This is a genomic window from Breznakia sp. PF5-3, assembly GCF_029504745.1.
In the GTDB taxonomy this organism is placed as follows: domain Bacteria; phylum Bacillota_I; class Bacilli_A; order Erysipelotrichales; family Erysipelotrichaceae; genus Breznakia.
This window is the reverse complement of record NZ_JAQFIQ010000027.1, coordinates 13588-33417: the sequence shown is the minus strand read 5'-3', so window position 1 is coordinate 33417 and position 19830 is coordinate 13588. Positions and strand designations below refer to the sequence as shown.

21 protein-coding genes are annotated in these 19830 nt (G+C 31.4%); 2 read left to right on the top strand and 19 right to left on the bottom strand.

Features of this window, described 5'->3' with window-relative positions:
- Positions 1–113 precede the first annotated feature (113 nt).
- A complete protein-coding gene (locus tag M2475_RS07560) occupies positions 114–530 on the bottom strand; it encodes an Hsp20/alpha crystallin family protein (RefSeq protein WP_277490598.1) in 417 nt (138 codons plus the stop codon).
- Positions 531–644: 114 nt separating this feature from the next.
- Entirely contained in the window at positions 645–1607 is a 963-nt protein-coding gene (locus M2475_RS07555) for a Gfo/Idh/MocA family oxidoreductase (protein ID WP_277490597.1), read from the bottom strand.
- Between the two features lie 225 nt (positions 1608–1832).
- Here M2475_RS07555 and M2475_RS07550 point away from each other — a divergent pair, with 225 nt between their 5' ends.
- Together M2475_RS07550 and M2475_RS07545 are read left to right on the top strand one after the other, a co-directional pair.
- Entirely contained in the window at positions 1833–2393 is a 561-nt protein-coding gene (locus M2475_RS07550; RefSeq protein ID WP_277490596.1) for a manganese efflux pump MntP family protein, read from the top strand.
- Between the two features lie 32 nt (positions 2394–2425).
- Positions 2426–3679 (top strand): replication-associated recombination protein A, encoded by a 1254-nt coding sequence (locus tag M2475_RS07545; RefSeq protein WP_277490599.1) that lies wholly within the window; start codon positions 2426–2428, stop codon positions 3677–3679.
- Positions 3680–3715: 36 nt separating this feature from the next.
- On the opposite strand, the gene M2475_RS07540 is transcribed toward M2475_RS07545, so the two are convergent.
- From M2475_RS07540 to pstC, 17 genes are all read right to left on the bottom strand, one after another.
- Complete coding sequence (locus M2475_RS07540) at positions 3716–4993, bottom strand: RNA polymerase sigma factor (RefSeq protein ID WP_277490595.1); 1278 nt, start codon at positions 4991–4993, stop codon at positions 3716–3718.
- Positions 4994–5451: 458 nt separating this feature from the next.
- A complete protein-coding gene (locus tag M2475_RS07535; protein WP_277490594.1) occupies positions 5452–6792 on the bottom strand; it encodes an InlB B-repeat-containing protein in 1341 nt (446 codons plus the stop codon).
- 17 nt (positions 6793–6809) lie between these two features.
- Positions 6810–8126 carry a sigma-70 family RNA polymerase sigma factor gene (locus tag M2475_RS07530; protein ID WP_277490593.1) on the bottom strand — a complete coding sequence of 439 codons (1317 nt, stop codon included), beginning with the start codon at positions 8124–8126 and terminating at the stop codon, positions 6810–6812.
- A gap of 310 nt (positions 8127–8436) precedes the next feature.
- Complete coding sequence (locus M2475_RS07525) at positions 8437–8784, bottom strand: hypothetical protein (protein WP_277490592.1); 348 nt, start codon at positions 8782–8784, stop codon at positions 8437–8439.
- Between the two features lie 273 nt (positions 8785–9057).
- A complete protein-coding gene (gene aroD, locus M2475_RS07520; protein WP_277490591.1) occupies positions 9058–9795 on the bottom strand; it encodes a type I 3-dehydroquinate dehydratase in 738 nt (245 codons plus the stop codon).
- A 54-nt stretch (positions 9796–9849) separates the two neighbouring features.
- On the bottom strand, positions 9850–10728 hold the full coding sequence (locus M2475_RS07515; protein WP_277490590.1) for a radical SAM protein: 879 nt from the start codon (positions 10726–10728) through the stop codon (positions 9850–9852).
- 41 nt (positions 10729–10769) lie between these two features.
- Complete coding sequence (locus M2475_RS07510) at positions 10770–11555, bottom strand: DUF695 domain-containing protein (protein WP_277490589.1); 786 nt, start codon at positions 11553–11555, stop codon at positions 10770–10772.
- Positions 11556–11563: 8 nt separating this feature from the next.
- A complete protein-coding gene (ispE, locus tag M2475_RS07505; protein ID WP_277490588.1) occupies positions 11564–12406 on the bottom strand; it encodes a 4-(cytidine 5'-diphospho)-2-C-methyl-D-erythritol kinase in 843 nt (280 codons plus the stop codon).
- A complete protein-coding gene (gene rsmA, locus M2475_RS07500; RefSeq protein ID WP_277490587.1) occupies positions 12396–13241 on the bottom strand; it encodes a 16S rRNA (adenine(1518)-N(6)/adenine(1519)-N(6))-dimethyltransferase RsmA in 846 nt (281 codons plus the stop codon). The genes ispE and rsmA overlap by 11 nt, the downstream gene beginning before the upstream one ends.
- Positions 13234–13773, bottom strand: coding sequence for a ribonuclease M5 (gene rnmV / locus M2475_RS07495; protein ID WP_277490585.1), 540 nt, complete (start codon positions 13771–13773; stop codon positions 13234–13236). Before rnmV ends, rsmA begins: the two co-directional genes overlap by 8 nt.
- 78 nt (positions 13774–13851) lie before the next feature.
- Positions 13852–14262, bottom strand: a complete 411-nt coding sequence (locus tag M2475_RS07490) for a hypothetical protein (RefSeq protein WP_277490583.1) — start codon at positions 14260–14262, stop codon at positions 13852–13854.
- Positions 14263–14316: 54 nt separating this feature from the next.
- A complete protein-coding gene (locus M2475_RS07485; protein WP_277490582.1) occupies positions 14317–15798 on the bottom strand; it encodes a HAMP domain-containing sensor histidine kinase in 1482 nt (493 codons plus the stop codon).
- Positions 15767–16456, bottom strand: a complete 690-nt coding sequence (locus tag M2475_RS07480) for a response regulator transcription factor (protein ID WP_277490581.1) — start codon at positions 16454–16456, stop codon at positions 15767–15769. The genes M2475_RS07485 and M2475_RS07480 overlap by 32 nt, the downstream gene beginning before the upstream one ends.
- A gap of 160 nt (positions 16457–16616) precedes the next feature.
- The gene (phoU, locus tag M2475_RS07475) at positions 16617–17270 is read right to left on the bottom strand and encodes a phosphate signaling complex protein PhoU (RefSeq protein ID WP_277490580.1); all 654 of its coding nucleotides are present in this window, start codon (positions 17268–17270) and stop codon (positions 16617–16619) included.
- A gap of 10 nt (positions 17271–17280) precedes the next feature.
- On the bottom strand, positions 17281–18039 hold the full coding sequence (pstB, locus tag M2475_RS07470; protein ID WP_277490579.1) for a phosphate ABC transporter ATP-binding protein PstB: 759 nt from the start codon (positions 18037–18039) through the stop codon (positions 17281–17283).
- A gap of 1 nt (position 18040) precedes the next feature.
- Entirely contained in the window at positions 18041–18892 is an 852-nt protein-coding gene (pstA, locus tag M2475_RS07465) for a phosphate ABC transporter permease PstA (RefSeq protein ID WP_277490573.1), read from the bottom strand.
- Positions 18889–19779: a phosphate ABC transporter permease subunit PstC gene (gene pstC, locus M2475_RS07460; RefSeq protein ID WP_277490570.1), complete on the bottom strand. Its 891-nt coding sequence runs from the start codon at positions 19777–19779 to the stop codon at positions 18889–18891. Before pstC ends, pstA begins: the two co-directional genes overlap by 4 nt.
- Positions 19780–19830 lie beyond the last annotated feature (51 nt).

Here is a 19830-nt window from a genome sequence, read left to right as displayed (position 1 = left end):
CTTTGTATAATTGTATCTTCTGTTCTCTTAGTAACTTCGACATATAAAAATGCACCTCCTTTTATTTGGGTGTCCAAATAACGGGGTGCACTTCAGATAGTACCTGGCTTTCTTTATTCGATTGAAATGTATTTATTTGTTTCAATTTCTTTTTTATCTGCTTTTGGAACGGTGATCTTTAGCTCACCATTTTCAAATTTAGCTTTAATATCATCCTCTTTTACTGCATCAGATACATAGAAGCTACGTGAGCATGTACCACTGTATCGCTCTTGACGAATCACATTTCCTTCATCATCTTTCTTTTCATCATTCATTTTTTTAGTTGCTGTTACGGTTAAGTAACCATCTTTTAATGCAATTTTGATATCATCTTTATCATAACCTGCCAACTCCATATTCAAGAAATAGTTTCCATCTTTTTCACTAATATCTGTTTTCATATTAGTAGCTGGTTTACTAAAGAATGAACCTCTGAATGCATCATCAAACACATCATCAAATACGTTAAAACTTGGTAAGAATTTCATAAATATCGCCTCTTTTCCTTCCAAAATAAAATACTTACCGTTAGAGTATATACCCTAACTACAATTCTATAGTATACTCTGTATTAGCGCTTTGTCAATTGAAGTGCTAAACAATTATCGATACCCTTTTCTTACAATATCTTCAATGATTTTTATACATTCCAAAGTGATTTCTTGTCGCATAATAGGGCTCTCTAATAGACCCTTATCAAGACATTCATTAATATGATCTACTTCATACACAAACTCACTTTCAAAATCCATTTCAATAAGTTTACTTTCTCCATCATTATATTCAATAATTGCTTGTTTAGGACGCCAATAATATGGTATTTTAATCTTTCCTATACGACCATAGAAAATTGCTTCCTGCTCTAGTGGAGCATATCTAGAAATCGTTGTTGTCACTAAATGTTGATTATTTATATTTAGATTTATTGTTCCTATTTCATCCACTCCCGTTGGTCCAATTAACGCACTTCCTTGCGAAGAAACAATCGGTTTATCAAACAAATATTTCATATATTCAATTGTATAACTTCCACTTCCATAAAAAACCCCACCACCCTTTTGATGGCTATACATCCAGTTACTCTTATCATCCCCTGCTGCATAATACGAAGATAGACGAACAAAATCGATTGTTCCTATCAATTCTTCTAAGATTGCTTGCTTCAACCATTTTGTAATTGGTAAAAACACTGATTTCTGTGCTTCCATAACAAAGAGATGTTTCTTTTTAGCATAAGCAAAAACCTCTTTAGCCTGCTTTTCCTCCAACATAAAAGGCTTCTCACAAACAACATGTTTACCAGCTTTCAAAGCTTTCATACAATGCTCATAATGTAAAAAGTTTGGTGTTGGAATATAGATAATATCGATTTCTTCATCCATAAACAATGCATCATAATCAGCATATATTTTTTTAATATGAAAACGATTTGCTAACTCTTCCGCTCTTTTATAATCTCTAGAAGCTACTGCTTCTAACACACCATATTTACTAAGTTCTACACCTTTCATAAATCTTGGTGCAATCGTTGCTGCACTAAGAATACCATAACGAATTTGTTTCATTTTTATCACCTGCCTTTACTATACCATAAATGTTGGAAAGAAACTTTTCATTGAATCTTCTTTTAAATATTGATATAATAGCATAGTCATAAGGGAGTAGTTATCTTGTCTTTCGACAAGTGTTTAAGTCAACATATTGATCTTTTCAGATCTGGCTTATTGTAAAAAACGAGACTTATACGATTTTTTCGTATAAGTCTTTTTTTCTTAAAAGGAGACATTATTATGGATATTATTACAATTATTTTAACCGGCGTTGGTTTAGCTATGGACGCATCCGCTGTATCCATTGCTAAAGGAATGTGTTTTAAAAAAGAAGAAACAAAAAAATACGCCTTTATTCTTGCTTTTACATTTGGGTTTTCCCAAGCACTTATGCCAATTATTGGATATCTATGTGGAACAAAGTTCACCTCATATATCCAAAGTATAGATCACTGGATTGCCTTTATTTTATTATTTATTATAGGTATTAAAATGATTAAGGAATCATTGACAATGAAAGAAGAAAAATGTGATACATCACTTACCTTTAAAGATATCATCGTCTTAGGTATTGCTACTAGTATTGATGCACTTGCAGTAGGTGTTAGTTTTGCTTTTTTAAATGTTAATATTATCTATGCAAGTTCCATTATTGGTATCGTTACATTTATATTAAGTTTATTTTGTGTATTTATGGGTAAACAATTAGGTACTATCTTTCAAAAATATGCTGAAATATTCGGTGGCTCCATTCTTGTCTTTTTAGGTATCAAAATCTTAATTGAGCATTTATTTTTGTAATAGTATGATAAAATAGATATATGGAAAATACGATAAAAAAACCTTTAGCGTTTCGAATGCGTCCTCAAAAAATAGAGGATATCATCGGGCAAAAACATCTAATTGGAGAAAACAAAATAATTACTCGCTGTTTAGAAGAAAAACAATTGTTTTCAATGATTTTTTATGGACCTCCAGGAACTGGTAAAACTACTCTAGCAATGGTTTTAGCAAATGAATTGGATATAAAATATCGATTGTTTAATGCTGTAACTGGAAATAAAAAAGAATTGGATATCATCTTTGAAGAAGCAAAATTCTTCCCTGGGATGATTGTCATCATTGATGAAGTTCACCGCTTAAATAAAGATAAACAAGATCTTTTATTACCACATATTGAAAATGGTAGTATTATCATGATTGGTGCTACAACGGCAAACCCTTTATTTTCAATCAATCCAGCAATTCGTAGTCGTACCCATCTTTTTGAAATCAAAGCGTTACAAAAAGAGGATATTGTTGAAGCATTAAAACGAGCTGTAAAAAGCCCGGATGGATTAAATGATAAAGTAAAGATATCTGATAAAGCATTAGCGCTTATTGCAACCCAAAGCAATGGAGATATTCGTTATGCTTTGAATATTTTAGAAATCTGTAGTGTTGCTAGCAATGATATTGATGAAGAGCTAGTAGAGAAGTATGCCTTTATTCCTAACATCAGTTCTGATAGTGATGGAGATTATCATTATGATTTGCTGAGTGCTTTTCAAAAATCTATTCGTGGAAGTGATGTGGATGCAGCACTATACTATTTAGCAATTCTTATTGAAATTGGCGATTTAGAATCTATTGAACGAAGGCTTCTCGTAACCGCTTATGAAGATATTGGTCTCGCCAATCCAGCTGCTGTAAGTCGATGCATTCAGGCAATTGATGCATCCAAACGAGTTGGATTTCCTGAAGGTCGCATCCCATTGGCTCATACAATCATTGATCTTTGCTTGTCACCAAAGAGTAAATCTGCAATCAATGCTATTGATAATGTGAAGCCACATATCAAAAATCATGCATATCCTGTTCCATCTTATTTACGTCTTACTCCTGTAGGCATGAAGGAAGAGGATAAATATGATTATTCACGACTAGATCTAGTAGATCAAATACAATATTTGCCTGATGAGCTAAAGAATGAATCTTTCTATCACCCAAATGAAAATAGCCAATATGAAAAAGCATTGGCCTCTAATTGGAAAAAATTAAAACAGAAACAAAGAACCTCAAAATTGGCAAATCTAAAAAAACGTTAAAAGCAATTACCATCTAGTAATTGCCTTTTTTTAATATTAAATTTGTTGGTGAATTTGGGTTGTTGGTCCATCCTCTTCAACAATATAAATCTGAATATCGCCTTCAAACTCACCTTCTATAAAACCATGCTCATCAAAAGAATATTGCTCTCCTTGATAGATAATATAAGAATCATCATAATTCAAAATTCGTTCGCCTTTTACTACATTCAATTGAATTCCACCTTCTGTTTGTTCTACTTCTACAAATATAGGTGGTTTCCTTCCATCATTCTCTACATGAATAATCATTTTATCATTATCTACTTGAATTGTATAATCACCATCTTCTTTGGCTTCAAAAATGAGTCTATCATTCTCCACATCAAAGTGGATGTTTTCATTTTCATGGGCAACTTCCACATGTTCATCATTAATGTTTTTATCTACTTGGATTTCCACATCAATTGGATATTTAGAAATTTCAGTTGGTATATTCACCTTTTCAATATGCATCCCTTGTTGTTCATTTAAAACATTGAGTCCTATTAGTCCAGCTCCACCTGTAGCTAAAGCTAATCCTGCTTTGGTCATATTTGATAACCCCTGACGAACACTTTCATTGCTCGCTAACTCTTGCCATATGCTTCCAGCATTAGCTAATACATGTGATTTTATTCCAACCCCTACATCCTGTGGCATACTATTTTTATTCATTATCAACTGCATTGCCTCCACAATAAGTGGTGTAAGTGCAAATGAGAAATATTTGCTTGGTGATATTCCATTTGTCTCTAAAATCGGCTTCATCATTCTTCTTATTTTATTTAATCTTGATTTTACCGTTCCTTCTGGAATATCAACAATTTCTGCAATTTCTCTTGTTGAATAATCCTCAAAATACCGTAATTGTGCTATCCTAGTCAGTTTGGGGGGCATCTTCTCGATCTCCTCACGCACCCTTTCCACCATTTCATTCTTCGATAACATCTTGTCTGGTCCTTCTTTCTCCACTACCATATTCTCTATATCGTATTCTTCATTTAATTGGATATGTTGATTTCCTTTTGAGCGCTGAATACTAATCGCCATATAATAAGCAATTTTATGCAACCACGATCCAAAAGAATCAAGCTTCTTTAGTGTATGTATACTTTTTAATACTTGAATAAATACTTCTTGAACTACTTCCTCTGCATCCGCTCTATTTTTCACATATGACAATGCGAAAAAATAGATTGAATCCTTGTAAAAATCAAAAACCTTGTTAAAAGCAGACTCATCGCCTTCCTTAAGCTGCTTTATATACTTTGTATCAATCTGCCGCCTCTTCATACTACTCCTTGCTTTCCCCACAATAGTAATACCACACTCGCTATAAAAATACAATTAAAACACCTCGCATAAAAAGGAAAAAGTTCGTTAAACGAACCTTTTCCTTTTCAATTCAATAATCTGCCTTAAACAATGCTTGTAGATGTATAAGATTTCAATTATTATCTAAAATCCTATCTTCCCATACGCTTAGGTTCATCCCCCTCCGATGAACAATTATGTGAGTGTAATGTCTAAAAATTTTGATTATTATAATACAAGTTATTTATCTACGATATATAACGCCCCTCCAGAAGTTGTATAGTATATTTGGTCATAATATATTAGGTCATAAATTTATTACTTCTTTCATTGCATCAAGTTTCTTATACATCTAGCTTCTCTATCCACCTCATTATTTAGACAAGTAAAAATAGCATTTCGTTCATTTATTTTTAAAAAAAGATAAGTTTTTTTACTTATCTTTTAAAAATCTTACTTTTTACCGTCAATAATAACAATACCAACATGCTTAATGTTGAAACAGCAAACGGCAATAGTTTCATTAATGTGTCATCCTTTGATGAACCCACCTCTTTGCTTGCCACAGAAGCTGATACTTTCTCTTCTGAATCAATCACCTCTGCATTATCATCATTATTTATTATAGCTGCTTTATTATCTGCTTCTAATGTATCATTTCCTTCAATAGAACTTGTTTTTTTAATTTTAGCTTTTACTTTCGCTGCCTTTTTTTCATCTTTTTTTGATGGTTCTTTTTGTTCTATTTCTGCTTTTGGGGTTACTGCCTCACTTGGCTTCGCAATAACTTCCTTTTCTTTTATAGAAGTATCTGTACTTGGTTTTTCTGCATCTTTTGGCGGACTTGGTATAGGTTTAATTGTTTTAAATACTGCATGTACATCATAATCACTAGTAACATTATTTAAGCTCTTGTCCCATCCAACAAATTTACGACTCGCTGTGTCTTTTAATTTAATATTTTCTGCATCTTCACCATGAGCAACTTCTCGTGTTGTATATAATTCATCATCCACATAATAATTTACCCGATATATCTTTTTTTCATAAATAGCATAAAATGACATATCTTCAACTATTTCTTGACCTTTATAATATTCACCTGTTCCATTTTCAAGCGTATTGAAACCAAGAAAATTATATCCTTCTCTTTTAACCGTTGGAACTTCTACAGCTGTTCCTGGTTTTACACGTTCACTTTTTATTACAGAACCATCATAATCATAAAAATTTACAGCATATGTTTCGCCATGAAATAAACCTTTATGCTTCAATGTATACAAATATTTAATTGTTCCACTTGGATGTCTAAAAAGAAAATTAATACCACAAGTTATCAACCCTTCATCTTCACCTGTTGATTTCAAATGTAAAGTATATATTCTTTCCTTACTTGAAAGTACATCTGACATCCCATTGCCAATAAATGCTTCATATTCTTCTTGTGTAGCATTGCGATCATCAATTTTTAACACTCCATCATAATATGAATATACTACTGTTCCTACTTTATCTTTATAATCAATTACCGTTTCATATTCTTTCTTTGTAGAAGCATGTATTTCTAATACTACATCTGCTTCATAAGGTAATCCTTCTACTGGAATATCCTCATAATTACCATTGTTATTATAATATAAATTACTATAGACATTTACATGTACTTTAGTTTCATCATCTGCACTTATGGATGCACGAAAAATGCTACTCGCCAAAATGGTTCCAAATAACATTATTGCAATTAGAAAGAATATTTTTATTTTTCTTATTTTTTTCATATTCATCTCCATTTATATTATGCATCTAAATCTACTTCATATTCTGCAACATTCCCCGCTTTATCATATAAGTTTACTTTTATACTACCACTATAATCACCATTGATTACGTTATTAGTTGGTAAGCTTATTTTTTCCCCTGTACTTACAGTAATATATGATTTTTCAAAATCAATTCCTGAAACATCATCATTATATGAAAATACCACACTATTTCCACTCTTTTCGACAGATATCAACTCCGGTGATTGTTTATCAATGTTGGAAATTGTAAATATATTTTGTGTTCCGCCAACTTCTACTACATATTCACCATTTGCTTTCGCTACAAATGTCAATGTCTTGTCTTCAGCAGTAAATGTTACATCATTACCATTATACAATATTTTTATATCTTCTTCATTTTCTTTTTTACTTAATATTACTTCAACCTCAATATCTTTATTCGTTATTTCATTATAATATGAAATTTGCTCTACATTAGGCCCTGTTGATTGCACTACATTATAAACTCCATAGACACCAGACCCTCCAGCAACAGCTGCCACTGCAACCTTGGCTGCTGTAAGCAATCCATTGCTTGCATTTGATGCACCTGCACCTGCAGAACCTGCTGCTGCGCCTGCACTTGCAGCTAATCCTGCCGCTCCACCAATTGCTACTGACATATTTTCAAACATCTTATTTGCTACTGCATTTGACAAAGTATGTGAATCAATAATTTGTTGGAAAGCACTAAACATTATTGGTGTAAACGCAAATGAAAAATATTTTGCAGGAGAAAACCCTTTTGTATCAAGCTTTGGTTGAATTATCTTTCTAACTTTATTTAACCTTGTTTTAACCGTTCCTTCAGGAATATCCATTATTTCAGAAATCTCTCTGGTTGTAAAATCCTCAAAATAACGCAATTGTGCGACCTGAACTAATGTATTAGGCATATTTTCAATTTCGGTTTTTATAGTTGAAATTAGTTCATTACGCGATAACATACCAGCTGGACCTTCCTCTCCTTCAATCATGTTTTCTAGATCAAAATCACTATCTAGTTGTACATTCTTGCTATTCTTTTTGTAGAGGGTCATTGATTTATTATACGCTATTTTGTGAAGCCAAGAATGAAATGATGCCGGTTTTTCCAAAGAACCAATATTTTTCATTGCTGTTATAAAGGTTTCTTGAACAATTTCTTCCGCATCTGCTCGATTCTTCAAAAAGGTTAAGGAAAAATAATATATAGAGTCTTTATAAAAACGAAAGATTTCTTCAAAAGCTTCAGGATCGCCTTGTTTCAATCGTTTTACATATTTCACATCAATACTTTTTTTACCCATTATGTGCTCCCTTTTTTTTATTATTCAAAACAAAATTAGCATATTTCCTTAATAAATTCAAATTTCCTCTTAATTTAGACAATTTCATTATTCTTTTCGTTCATTTTTTATAAAAAAATAAACATTTATCTTCTATTTGCTAATTTTGATTAGAATAATTCCATACTAAAAGCATACCATAAGTATTTACAATTGTGTAATATTCTATGCTATTTTTCACTTAAATAGCATAATTTTCATTTTCAAAATAAAAAGCAAATAAAACACGTTGTTCTATCTGCTACTTTTTTCTATATATATTTTTTCCATTTTATGAAAGACATGTATTTAAAATGTTTACATATATTCTACTCTCTGTTTCAGCAGGCATCTGATAACTCTTAATAATCAAATCAAACGCCTTTGAAACCACAACAGGAAAATGTTTTGAATACTTTCTTGCCGAAGTCATTCCTTCTACCAAAATTGTAGGACGAATCATACTTTCTACTTTATCAATTCTAATTTCCACGATTTCTTCTGGAATATTCAAAATATTTGAAATGTCTACAACAGTAAATTCTTCAAAATACCAAAGCAATGCAATAAATTTATATTTTACTGGCATATTTTCGATTTCTGTTTTTACTGCTAGAATAACATCTGATCCGATTTCCATATTTGCACTTCCTTCCTATTTACTTTACTTCCAAATAATTATCCCTTCATTAATTAGACACTTTTTACATCAAAAAGGTTCACATCTTACACTTTTTTCTATATAAAATTAAAATAGTTAAGATTATCACCCCTTTATTGCATAATAAAAGGGCAACATATCTTAACTAAAAAAAGTAAAAGATGATAGTTTGCCCTTCATTAAATATAAATATAGTATTTCTTTTGAAATCCTATTCTTATTTCCTTATTTCTATTTCATATAAATTTTTATTTATTCCAATATACTGTATAACTTTTCAACATCAATTTGACCTGGTGCACTCTCCTTATTTACATAAGCAAAGGTAACACAAGATCCAAGTGCATTTGCTCTTATCCTTGTAACTTCGCCTAACACACCCATAGATATCGCAATAAATAATAAATTATTTTGTTTAGCATTTTCAGCTGCGCTGATAAGCGCTTGTACATCTGCTTCATTTCTTGGCATATATGCAACCTTACATATATCTGCACCAAATTCTTTCATTATTTTTAAACGTTGAACTATCTTTTCCTCAGGTGGTGTTGAAGCAAAATCATGATGCGATAAAATCACTTTAATTCCTGCCGTTTTCGCATGCTTCAAAATATTTTTGATTACTGCCTCTTCACGAAGTGCTTCCACATCTACAAAATCCACTTTCTTACTAAGCATCGCTGTTTTATAAAGCAATAAATATTCTGGTGCTGTAATTGCGATTTGCCCACCTTCCGATTTTGTTCGGAAAGTGAAAATAAGCGGTTTCTCTGGAATACATTCATTAATCATTTTCAACACTTCAACAACTTTACTGATATCATGACAATCTTCATAATAATCACTACGCCATTCTACCATATCTGCATGTGTTTTTGCTATAGCTTTTACATTTTTAATTATTTCATCCTGTGTTGTTCCTGTAATTGGAACACATATCTTTGTTTTTCCACTTCCTATGTCTATATTTTTTATTTTGAATCTTTCCATATAAATACCTCTATATTGCATATAATAACAAAATTCTACATTTCTCTCAACATATTAAAACAAGCTTTCTTGAACAATTCCTCTTGGTTTTTTATAAGCATTGATAATATCTTGCATTTTATAAAGCATACCATATCGTTTGCATTCTTGTTCAAAAATCTTATATAAATTCTTATTCAACGTATTACATGCATATCTTCCACGATAAACCTGTCGATATTTATCACTCAATCCTGGAAACAATTTATCTAATTGTTGAAAATAATACTCCATCTGATTTTCTCTTAAGGTTACTCCAGTAGATGCATAGATAAAGTGAGCACCTGCTTCATGTGCTTGTTTAACAAGCGTACGGACATTCTCTTCTGTATCCGTAATAAATGGTAACCATGGTGTAAATAAAATTCCTACAAACAACCCAGCATCACTCAACTGCTTCACAGCTTTAAATCGTTCACTTGCTATCGATACATTAGGCTCTATCTTTTTACATAATTGATCATCTGTACAAGTAATTGTCAGTTTTAAAATTACATTGTGCTTTGCTTGTATTTTTTTAAAAAGATCAATATCTCTAGTAATCGTTGCACTTTTCGTTTCTAATGATAAACCATAACCATTTTGCTCAATAAGCTTTAAGGCTCCTCTTGTAATTTCCAAATCCTTTTCAAATGGATTATAGTGATCTGACATTGCACCTAAACCTACAACCCCTTTTTTTCGATATGCTAATTCCCGATCTAAAATTGTTAATGCATTTTCTTTTACTGTCACTTCATCAAAATTATCAATTCGATAACAATTGCTACGACTATCACAATAAATACAACCATGACAACAACCACGGTATAAGTTCATATTATAATCTGAACCAAACCATTGATTTCCATATTTCATATTTTGTAAAATCGTTTTTGCTTTTACTGTTTTCATATCCTATATAATGGCATAATCAAATAAGAAAAACAACTCTTTTATTCTTTTATAATCGTTGTCCCCCAACCCTCAAACTTTCCATGGTTTTGAATTGTTAAAGTAAGTAGCCTTTTACTATACTGATTCATTATTTCCTGACTAGGAATATCAAAGGTTCTAAAATATACTAAATATTCCTTTTTTTCATTTAGATTAATATCAAAGTCTGTTAACTTCATATCTTCTGATGTTAGCATTGCAACAAATTTTTCTGCATCCTCTTGTTTTGGAAAGCACGTATAGAAATCGATGATTCGCTCTTCACTAAACGTTTCTCCTTGATCTCCTAATCGTTGACAGATATTCCGATTTTTTATCCATTCCATTCCATATACATCTGGATATAATATTTCTTCATAATAGCGACCTTTATCATTTCTTAAAATTCTCATTGAAAATTTAATATGCTTTCTACGTTTCATAATTTTGGAACACATCTTTTCCCAAGACATTTCATGCTCACTCATGAATACAAAGCTTCGTTGCCCATTGCCTGTAATCATCCCAACACTATAGATATCATATATCCCCCATCTTGCTTCTAGGCTATCTTCAATAGCATGTAACATCGCTGTTGATTCTTTTGTTGGAAATCCATTTGGATATTGGTCATCATAAAAAACACTAAAAACATATGTGTTTTTTAACTTAGTATATTCAGAAAATGTTTCTAACCCCATATCCAAACGAATTGAGGCAACATTATCATCTATCTCTGTATAATAAAATTCCCAATCTTCACTAATTTTCTTTAATTTCTTTTCTTTTTTCTTAAACAGCGCCATAATCTACCTCAACTATTTTTCACCATGGAACAACTTTCTACAAAATCATATGTATTTTTTAAATGCCTCTTTGCCTCTACTATTAAGTCGATATCATCCGATAAAGCAAACACACAAGATCCACTTCCTGACATCAACACACAATCAAAGGGAAATTGTTGCATAGCTTTTCGAACATCTGCAATGTCTTTATTTAACTTTATTGCAGGTTGTTGTAATGTATTACCCAAATGTTTGACAAATTGTTCATCATTTTGGGTTAACATTTTCTCTACTAAACTCACATTAGGATGTTCACATACTTTAAAATCAATATTTTGAAATGCTTCTTTTGTTGAAACACCACTTTGTGGCTTTACAAGTAAAATGTGTTTATTTAACTGTGAAGAAATAGGATGTATTTTTTCACCAATCCCTTGTACTCTACTTAATCTATTTAATAAGCAAAAGGGAACATCTGCGCCAATCTTCACGCCAATACGAACAAGTTCTTGTTCACTTAGTTGTAAGTTACATAAGTGATTGATTGCAATCAACATTGCTGCTCCATCAGCACTACCTCCAGCCAATCCAGCCTGCATGGGGATGCGTTTGTCTAATGTAATACAAAAGTGCTCTGCTATCTGATAATGCTCTCTCATCAAAGAAACAGCCCGATAAATGGTATTATTCTCATCAAACCTTAATCCTTCTACATTGCTTGAAAAAGTATCTTGATCAGCAACTTCTACATCTAAGGTATCATATAAAGATATCGGTGTCATAATCATATCCATTTCATGATACCCATCTTCTCTTTTCCTAATCACATCCAAGGTTAAATTAATTTTCGCATAAGCCTTAACTTCCATTTTTTTCTACCTCATATAAACGAACAAAAGCTTCTCTTGTTAAACTTTCTGCTCTACTTTTTATATCAATATTGGCACTTTGCAAATATTGCCGTGCTTTTTCTTTGTCATTCAAATACTCTCCATAATTATTTAAAATAGTTTTTCTTCGCTGTTTGAAACATGCTTTCACCATTAGAAAAAAAGCTTTCTCATCATCAACCAATGTATTTGGTCGATATGTAAACTGTACAACAGCACTGTCAACATTAGGTTTTGGATTAAATACATGTTTACTTATTTTCATGATTGTTTTTATATCATAATGATACTGCGCAATAATACTTAAAGCATTGTAATCCTTAGAATTTACCTTTGCACTGAAACGATCTGCAACCTCTTTTTGCATCATTACAGTTATCTGTTTTATATTGGCATTACTTTCAAATATTTTAAACAAAATAGGAGTTGTAATATAATAAGGAAGATTTGCCGCTACTACCACTTCCGAATACGTTTTCACTATTTCATCTAAATCAATATTTAGAAAATCTTCTTGAATGATTTCTACATTATCTTTATCACTTAAGGTGTTTTTTAAAACAGGAATCAGTCGTTCATCTATTTCAAAAGCAATAACCTGCTTTGCATAATTTGCTAGAAATTGAGTTAATGCTCCTATTCCAGGTCCAATTTCAATAACGACACTATTTTCACTTAATACTGCATGCTTTGCAATTTTATCAACTATTTGAGATTCAACCAAAAAATTCTGTCCATAATTCTTTTTGGCATATAAATCATAAGTCTCTAATATCTCTTTGGTATTAGAGGGAGTCGCAATTATTTTATTCATATATATCCTCAACAATCTTCTTTAATTCCACATCTGTTATTTGAAACATATTCAACCTCTTAAACAGTGTCTTGCTATTACATTCACCTAAAAAAAGTAATTCTCCAACTTTTCTTCTCAACATTCGTGAATCTTCTTGACCCTGAAACCCCATACTGAGGTACGCTTCATAAGACAACGATTCTCTTATTTCTTTATCATATGTTAAAACATGCTCTAAAGCTTCTTTCAAAGCTTCTTTATCAGCATGTTCTATTCCAACTTTCTTTGTTGTTCTGCATCTTTTTTTATCAATAAAAGCATTTTTTAAATTTGGTATTGCATCATTTAAGCGTTTACGAATACGTTCACCTGCACTATCAGGATCCAAAAACAAAATAACACCACGCTTCTCATTCAAACTCTTGATGCATTCTATCTTTTCTTTAGATAGATGAAGCCCATTTGTTTCTATTGTATCTACATCAAAAAAAGATTTTAATTTTTGTGAATCATGTTTACCTTCTACGACAATAACCTCTTTTTGCTTCATATTAAGATTATAGCATAACTATTTATAAATACAGCAACAATCCAACACAACCCAAGAAAAAAGATATCTTTCGATACCTTATTTTTCATATGATTGAAGAATCGTTAAAATCTGATCTTTGGCTTCATCAACAAAATGCCAATTTTCATCTATTTTCACATGATCTCCATCTTTCCATATGTATACTTTTTTAAGAACTTCTTTACCTTCCATAATTGTTAATACATATTCACTATCTGCCATATGCAAATGATATCCTTCTGGATTATCTTCTTCATGATATTGATCCCCATCATATGGGCATATATCAAGTAAAGATTGAAGTTCTTTGCAATCCTTTTCCTTTACTTCAACTTTTTTATCCATATCTCTTATATAAAGTTCCATATGTATTTCCTTTTTATTTTCAGTTGTATCATTTGTTTTTCCACTTGCTTGACATCCTGCCAACAAGAAAAACAAACAAAATATTGTCATTATTCGTTTCATTGTAATCCCCCAAATGGTTGTTATAACCATTATATATCAAAAAATCACAAATGCCTATTCTTTCACTTTGGGAAATTCAAAATAGAAATTAGCCCCTTTTCCTTTTTCACTTATAATGCCATATCGTACAGCATGCAATTCCAAAATACCCCTTACGATACTAAGACCTAATCCCGTACCTAATTCTTGTCGCTTATGATTTGTCTTTAGTTTATAATAACGATCCCATACATAAGGAATATCTTCTTCCTTGATACCCTTTCCTGTATCCTCGATTTCTATTCTCACAATGTCATTCATACAAGTTTGACGAACGTATATTTTTTTATCCTCGCCTGTATAATGGACAGCATTACCTATGATATTATAAATTACCTGGCTAATTTTCTCTTGATCCGCTTCAACATATACATCCTCCTCTGTATCTTGTATATATTGAATCTCATACCCATCTTTTTTCAATAACGTATCAAATCTTTCACAAATTGTTCTTACTTGTTCGCTTAAATTAAACTTCTCTGTCTTTAACTCTTCTACTCTTGATTGAATTTTAGACAAATCTAAAATACTATTTACTAAATTTGTTAAACGTGTACATTCATCAATGATAATTTGAATATTCTCTTTTGTATCTTCTCCTGGAAGATCACGTATTGCTTCACTATATCCAGTAATCATCGTCAATGGTGTACGAAGATCATGTGACATATTAGCAATCAATTCATTTCTTAAATTCTCAACCTTACCTAATTCCTGTACTGCATAATTCAATGTATCATTTAACTCTTCAATCTCTAAATATCCCTTCCCATCAAAATGAATATCAAAATCACCTTTTCCTAGATGACGCGCTTTCGCTGTAATCTTTTGAATTGGCCTTGAAACATTATTTGCAATAATTAATGCAATAGCAAATGCTAATAATAACAATACCGTTGTAATAATCCCAAGCTGTTGAACTAGTGTATCCACTGTTTCATTTACTGGAGAAATTCGTGAATTTACAATTAAAAAATACTTTGTATCATCTTCTGTATAAATTATTCTTCCGACTGTAATTCCATCAAAATCATTTTTGATTTTTACCCCAGATGGTAATGATATGGAATTTGATGAAGACATTGTCGCTTCTCCATCATTTTCACTTGCCTGCATATACAAATCATGATCCTCCACAGATATTGAAGTATCATTTTGATATCCACAAATTCCAGGATTCGTCAAAACGTCTTGATATAAGCGTGTATAGTATTCTTTACCATTTGCTTCACTATCCTTCTCCCATACCTGAATACAATACTCTCCATTGATTACTGTAGAGTATAAAAAAGATTCCATTTCATTACTTTCAACATTATCCTGTATATGATCTGCTATTTCATCTACTGTACTTTGAATTTGGCGTGTCTTTATCATCTTATAAAAGTCATCTAAAAAGACAATCTGAAAAACCCATAATAATGCAATGATTATCATGGCAAATATAAGTATATAAGCAAATACTTTAGTCCTCAGCTTCATCTTCTTTAGTTTCAAAACGGTAACCTACTCCTCTCAACGTCACAATGGTTGTACTATATTGCTGCAATTTCTTACGAAGCAATTTAATATGTGTATCCAATGTACGATCATCTCCATAAAAATCATAACCCCATACCTTTGAGATTAATTGCTCACGAGTTAAAGCAATATCTTTATTATTAATCAAATAAAATAATAAATCATATTCTTTTGGAGATAGTTCAACTCTTTCATTGTCAATTTTCACAACCCTTGAAGTAAAATTCACTTCAAATGTTTTATATATGAATTTATCTACATTATTTGAATTTTGATAACGATTCATTATTGCCGCAATTCGCATCATCAACTCTTTAGGTGAAAAAGGTTTTACCACATAATCATCAACACCGATTTCAAACCCATGAATTCGATCATATTCTTCACCTCGTGCTGATAACATCAAAATCGGAACATTGCTAAACTTGCGAATTTCTTTACAAGCACTAAAACCATCTAATTCTGGCATCATTGCATCCATAATAACCAAATCAATATGCTCATTTTTCTTCATAACATCGATTGCTTCTAATCCATCTTTTGCTTCACAATATTCATATCCTTCAAACTTTGCATACTTTTTTATGATTTCACGAATATTCGCTTCATCATCTACAATTAATAATCTTTTCATCGTTATCACTCCTTTCTACATTATATATGAGAAACCCTTATCATGTATGGAGTTCATGGGGTTTCTTTGTGAACGTTGTGTGAATATACTTAAATAATACCAAAAAACAGGCATTATTGCCTATTTTTTTAACTTTATGATAAACAAAAAAAGCTTCTCATTACTGAGAAACTTTATCAAAATCATATTGAATTCCTTTACATAAATATACGATATGCTCACAGATGTTAACACTGTGATCTCCTGCTCGCTCAATATTACGAAATAAATTAGAAAGATAAAATACATGTCTTAAATTAGGATTCTTTTCTGCTACTAATTTATGACGGAATTCACGAAGCAATTTATTTAATTCCTCATCTTGTTTGGGAATTTCATAAGCACATTGAGCATCTTTATCTTTATAACACTTCATAACATCTTGTAAAATCTGAATCAATTTATTTTCCATGATTACCGCATGATTTAATAAACTATGATACTCCTCTTCATTCTCATTTTTTAAAATATAGTTTGCCAATCCTTTTGCATAATCACCAATTCTTTCTAAATCAGATGCAATCTTGATTGCTACCAACACTCTTCTCAAATCCGTTGCGACTGGACGAAGCAATACAATATCTGCAATTGCTTGATCATTGATGTTAACTTCATAATTGTTAATGATTTCATCATTATCAACTATTTGCTGTGCAAGCGTATCATCATAATTTGTAAGCACCTGTGCACAACGACGATGTTGCTCAATAACCTGTTCTCCCATATGAATAACACTTGTTTCTAATTTCTTTAATTTTCTATCTAATTTAATCATTGTTTGCCTCCTATCCAAATCTACCAGTAATGTACTCTTCGGTTTTCTTATGTTTTGGATTCGAGAATAATTTTAATGTAGAATCAAACTCTATAACCTCACCTAATAAGAAGAAAGCTGTATCATCACTTACTCGTGATGCCTGTTGCATCGAGTGCGTTACAATTAATATTGTATAATCTTTTTTTAAGATATCAATCAATTCCTCGATTTTCTTTGTTGCAATTGGATCCAATGCACTTGTTGGTTCATCCATCAAGATAACTTCCGGTTTCATTGCAATTGCTCGAGCAATACATAATCGCTGTTGCTGTCCTCCTGACATACCCATTGCATTCTTATTTAATCGATCTTTTACCTCATCCCATAATGCCGCTTGCTTTAACGATGTTTCAACAATCGCTGCTAACTCCTTTTTATCCTTAATTCCTTGACATCTTGGACCATATGCAACATTATCAAAGATACTCATTGGAAATGGGTTTGGATTTTGAAAAACCATTCCCACCTTTGTTCTAAGTGCAATTACATCAATATCCTTTGATAATAAATTATGATTGTCAAATTCAATTTCTCCATCAATTCGCACATTATCTACCAAATCATTCATTCGATTCAAGGTTCTAAGAAATGTCGACTTCCCACACCCAGATGGCCCAATTAATGCTGTTACTTTATTAGATCTAATTGCTAGATTTATATTTTTTAAAGCTTGAAAATCACCATAGTATAAATTAAGGTTTTTCACATTAAATTTTATATCTTCCATTTTACTTACCTACTTTCTTATGAATTCTTTTCGCAATCAATCTTGTAAGAAGATTCAATATAACAATCATAACAATCAAGATAGTTGCCGTTGCATATGCTTGTGCTCGTGCTTCATCATTAACACCTTCACTTGCAAGATAATATAAATGTGTTGTCAATGTTCGACTAGAAGAGAAAATTCCCTCAGGCATGTAATATACCATACCAGCAGTTAGTAACAAAGGTGCACTCTCGGAAATAATTCTTCCCATTCCTAAAATTATTGCATTAATAATTCCACTTAAACTAGTTGGCAAGATTACTTTAAAAATGGTTTGTACTTTACTAGCCCCTAACGCAAAGGATGCTTCTCTCATATTATTTGGTATTGTTTTTAATGTTTCTTCAATCGTTTTAATCAAAATAGGCAAGATCATAATGGTTAAAGTCAAAGAACCAGAAAGAATTGAATATCCTCCTGTAAGTGGTTGTAGAATCGTTACAAACAAACTAAAACCAAACAATCCATAAACAATACTTGGTACACTTACAAGTCCATCGATAGCAAAGCGAATTATTCGTGTAATTCTATTATCTTTAGCATATTCATTTAAATAAATAGCACTAAAGATACTAATTGGTGTAGCGATAAGCAATGTCAATAATACAATATATAGGGTTCCTATCAACATTGGTAAAATACCACTATCTTTGCCACTAACACTATAATAATTTAATAAGAAACTTAGATTTACATGAGCTAATCCGTTCTTTAATACAAACCCAACAATAAGCAATAAAGATAAAATACTAATTGCACTTGCTATATAAATGAAACCTAATTGTATGGAATCTTTTACTTTTCTACTCATGAGGTAACACCTCTCTTCTTAACAACTAATATGACTACATTAATTAAACTTACAAATATAAATAAAACTACTCCTGTTGCAAATAACGCTGCTTCATGCGTTCCACTTGCATATGCTAATTCCATCACAATATTTCCTGTAAGCGTTCTTCCTCCATTCAAGAATGCTTCATATAGAGGATTAAGAATTGGCATCATATTAGAATTACCTGCCACTAAAATCACTGCCATTGTCTCACCTAATGCTCTTCCCAATCCTAATAAGAAAGATGTTAGGATACCACTTTTAGCATATGGAATTTTAGCTTTAAAAATCGTTTGTATCTTACTTGCTCCCAAAGCCAAAGAACCTTCTTCAATTGCTTTTGGAACACTCTTCAATGCTGAAGTTGATAAAGATACTACGGTTGGTAAAATCATCAATGCTAAGATAATCGATGCTGTTAACAATGTCGATCCACTACGTAAATGAAAGATTTTTTGTATCAATGGCACAACCATTGTTAAACCGAAAAATCCATATACAACACTTGGAATAGCTGCTAATATTTCAATACAAAACAACACAAAGTTACTGATTTTCTTAGGTGCAATTTCACTAATAAAGATTGCCGTATACAACCCTATCGGAATGCCAATTAAAACAGCAGCCAACGTAGTTAAAACACTAGCAACAATAAAAGCCAAGATTCCATACTGACCATTTGATGGAGACCATACATCAGAAGTAATAAAAGATATGATATCTACTTCTTTAAATAACGGTAGTGCTTTTAAAAGTGTGAAGATTAGAATTGCTGCTAATGCAATAACGGAAACAAACGTAAAAAAGAAAACTATTTTTTTAAACACACTATCTAATCGATTTTTATATTCTATTGATTTCATACATTCTCCTCTCTATAGGAAAAGCACATTAGATAATGTGCCAACTATTTT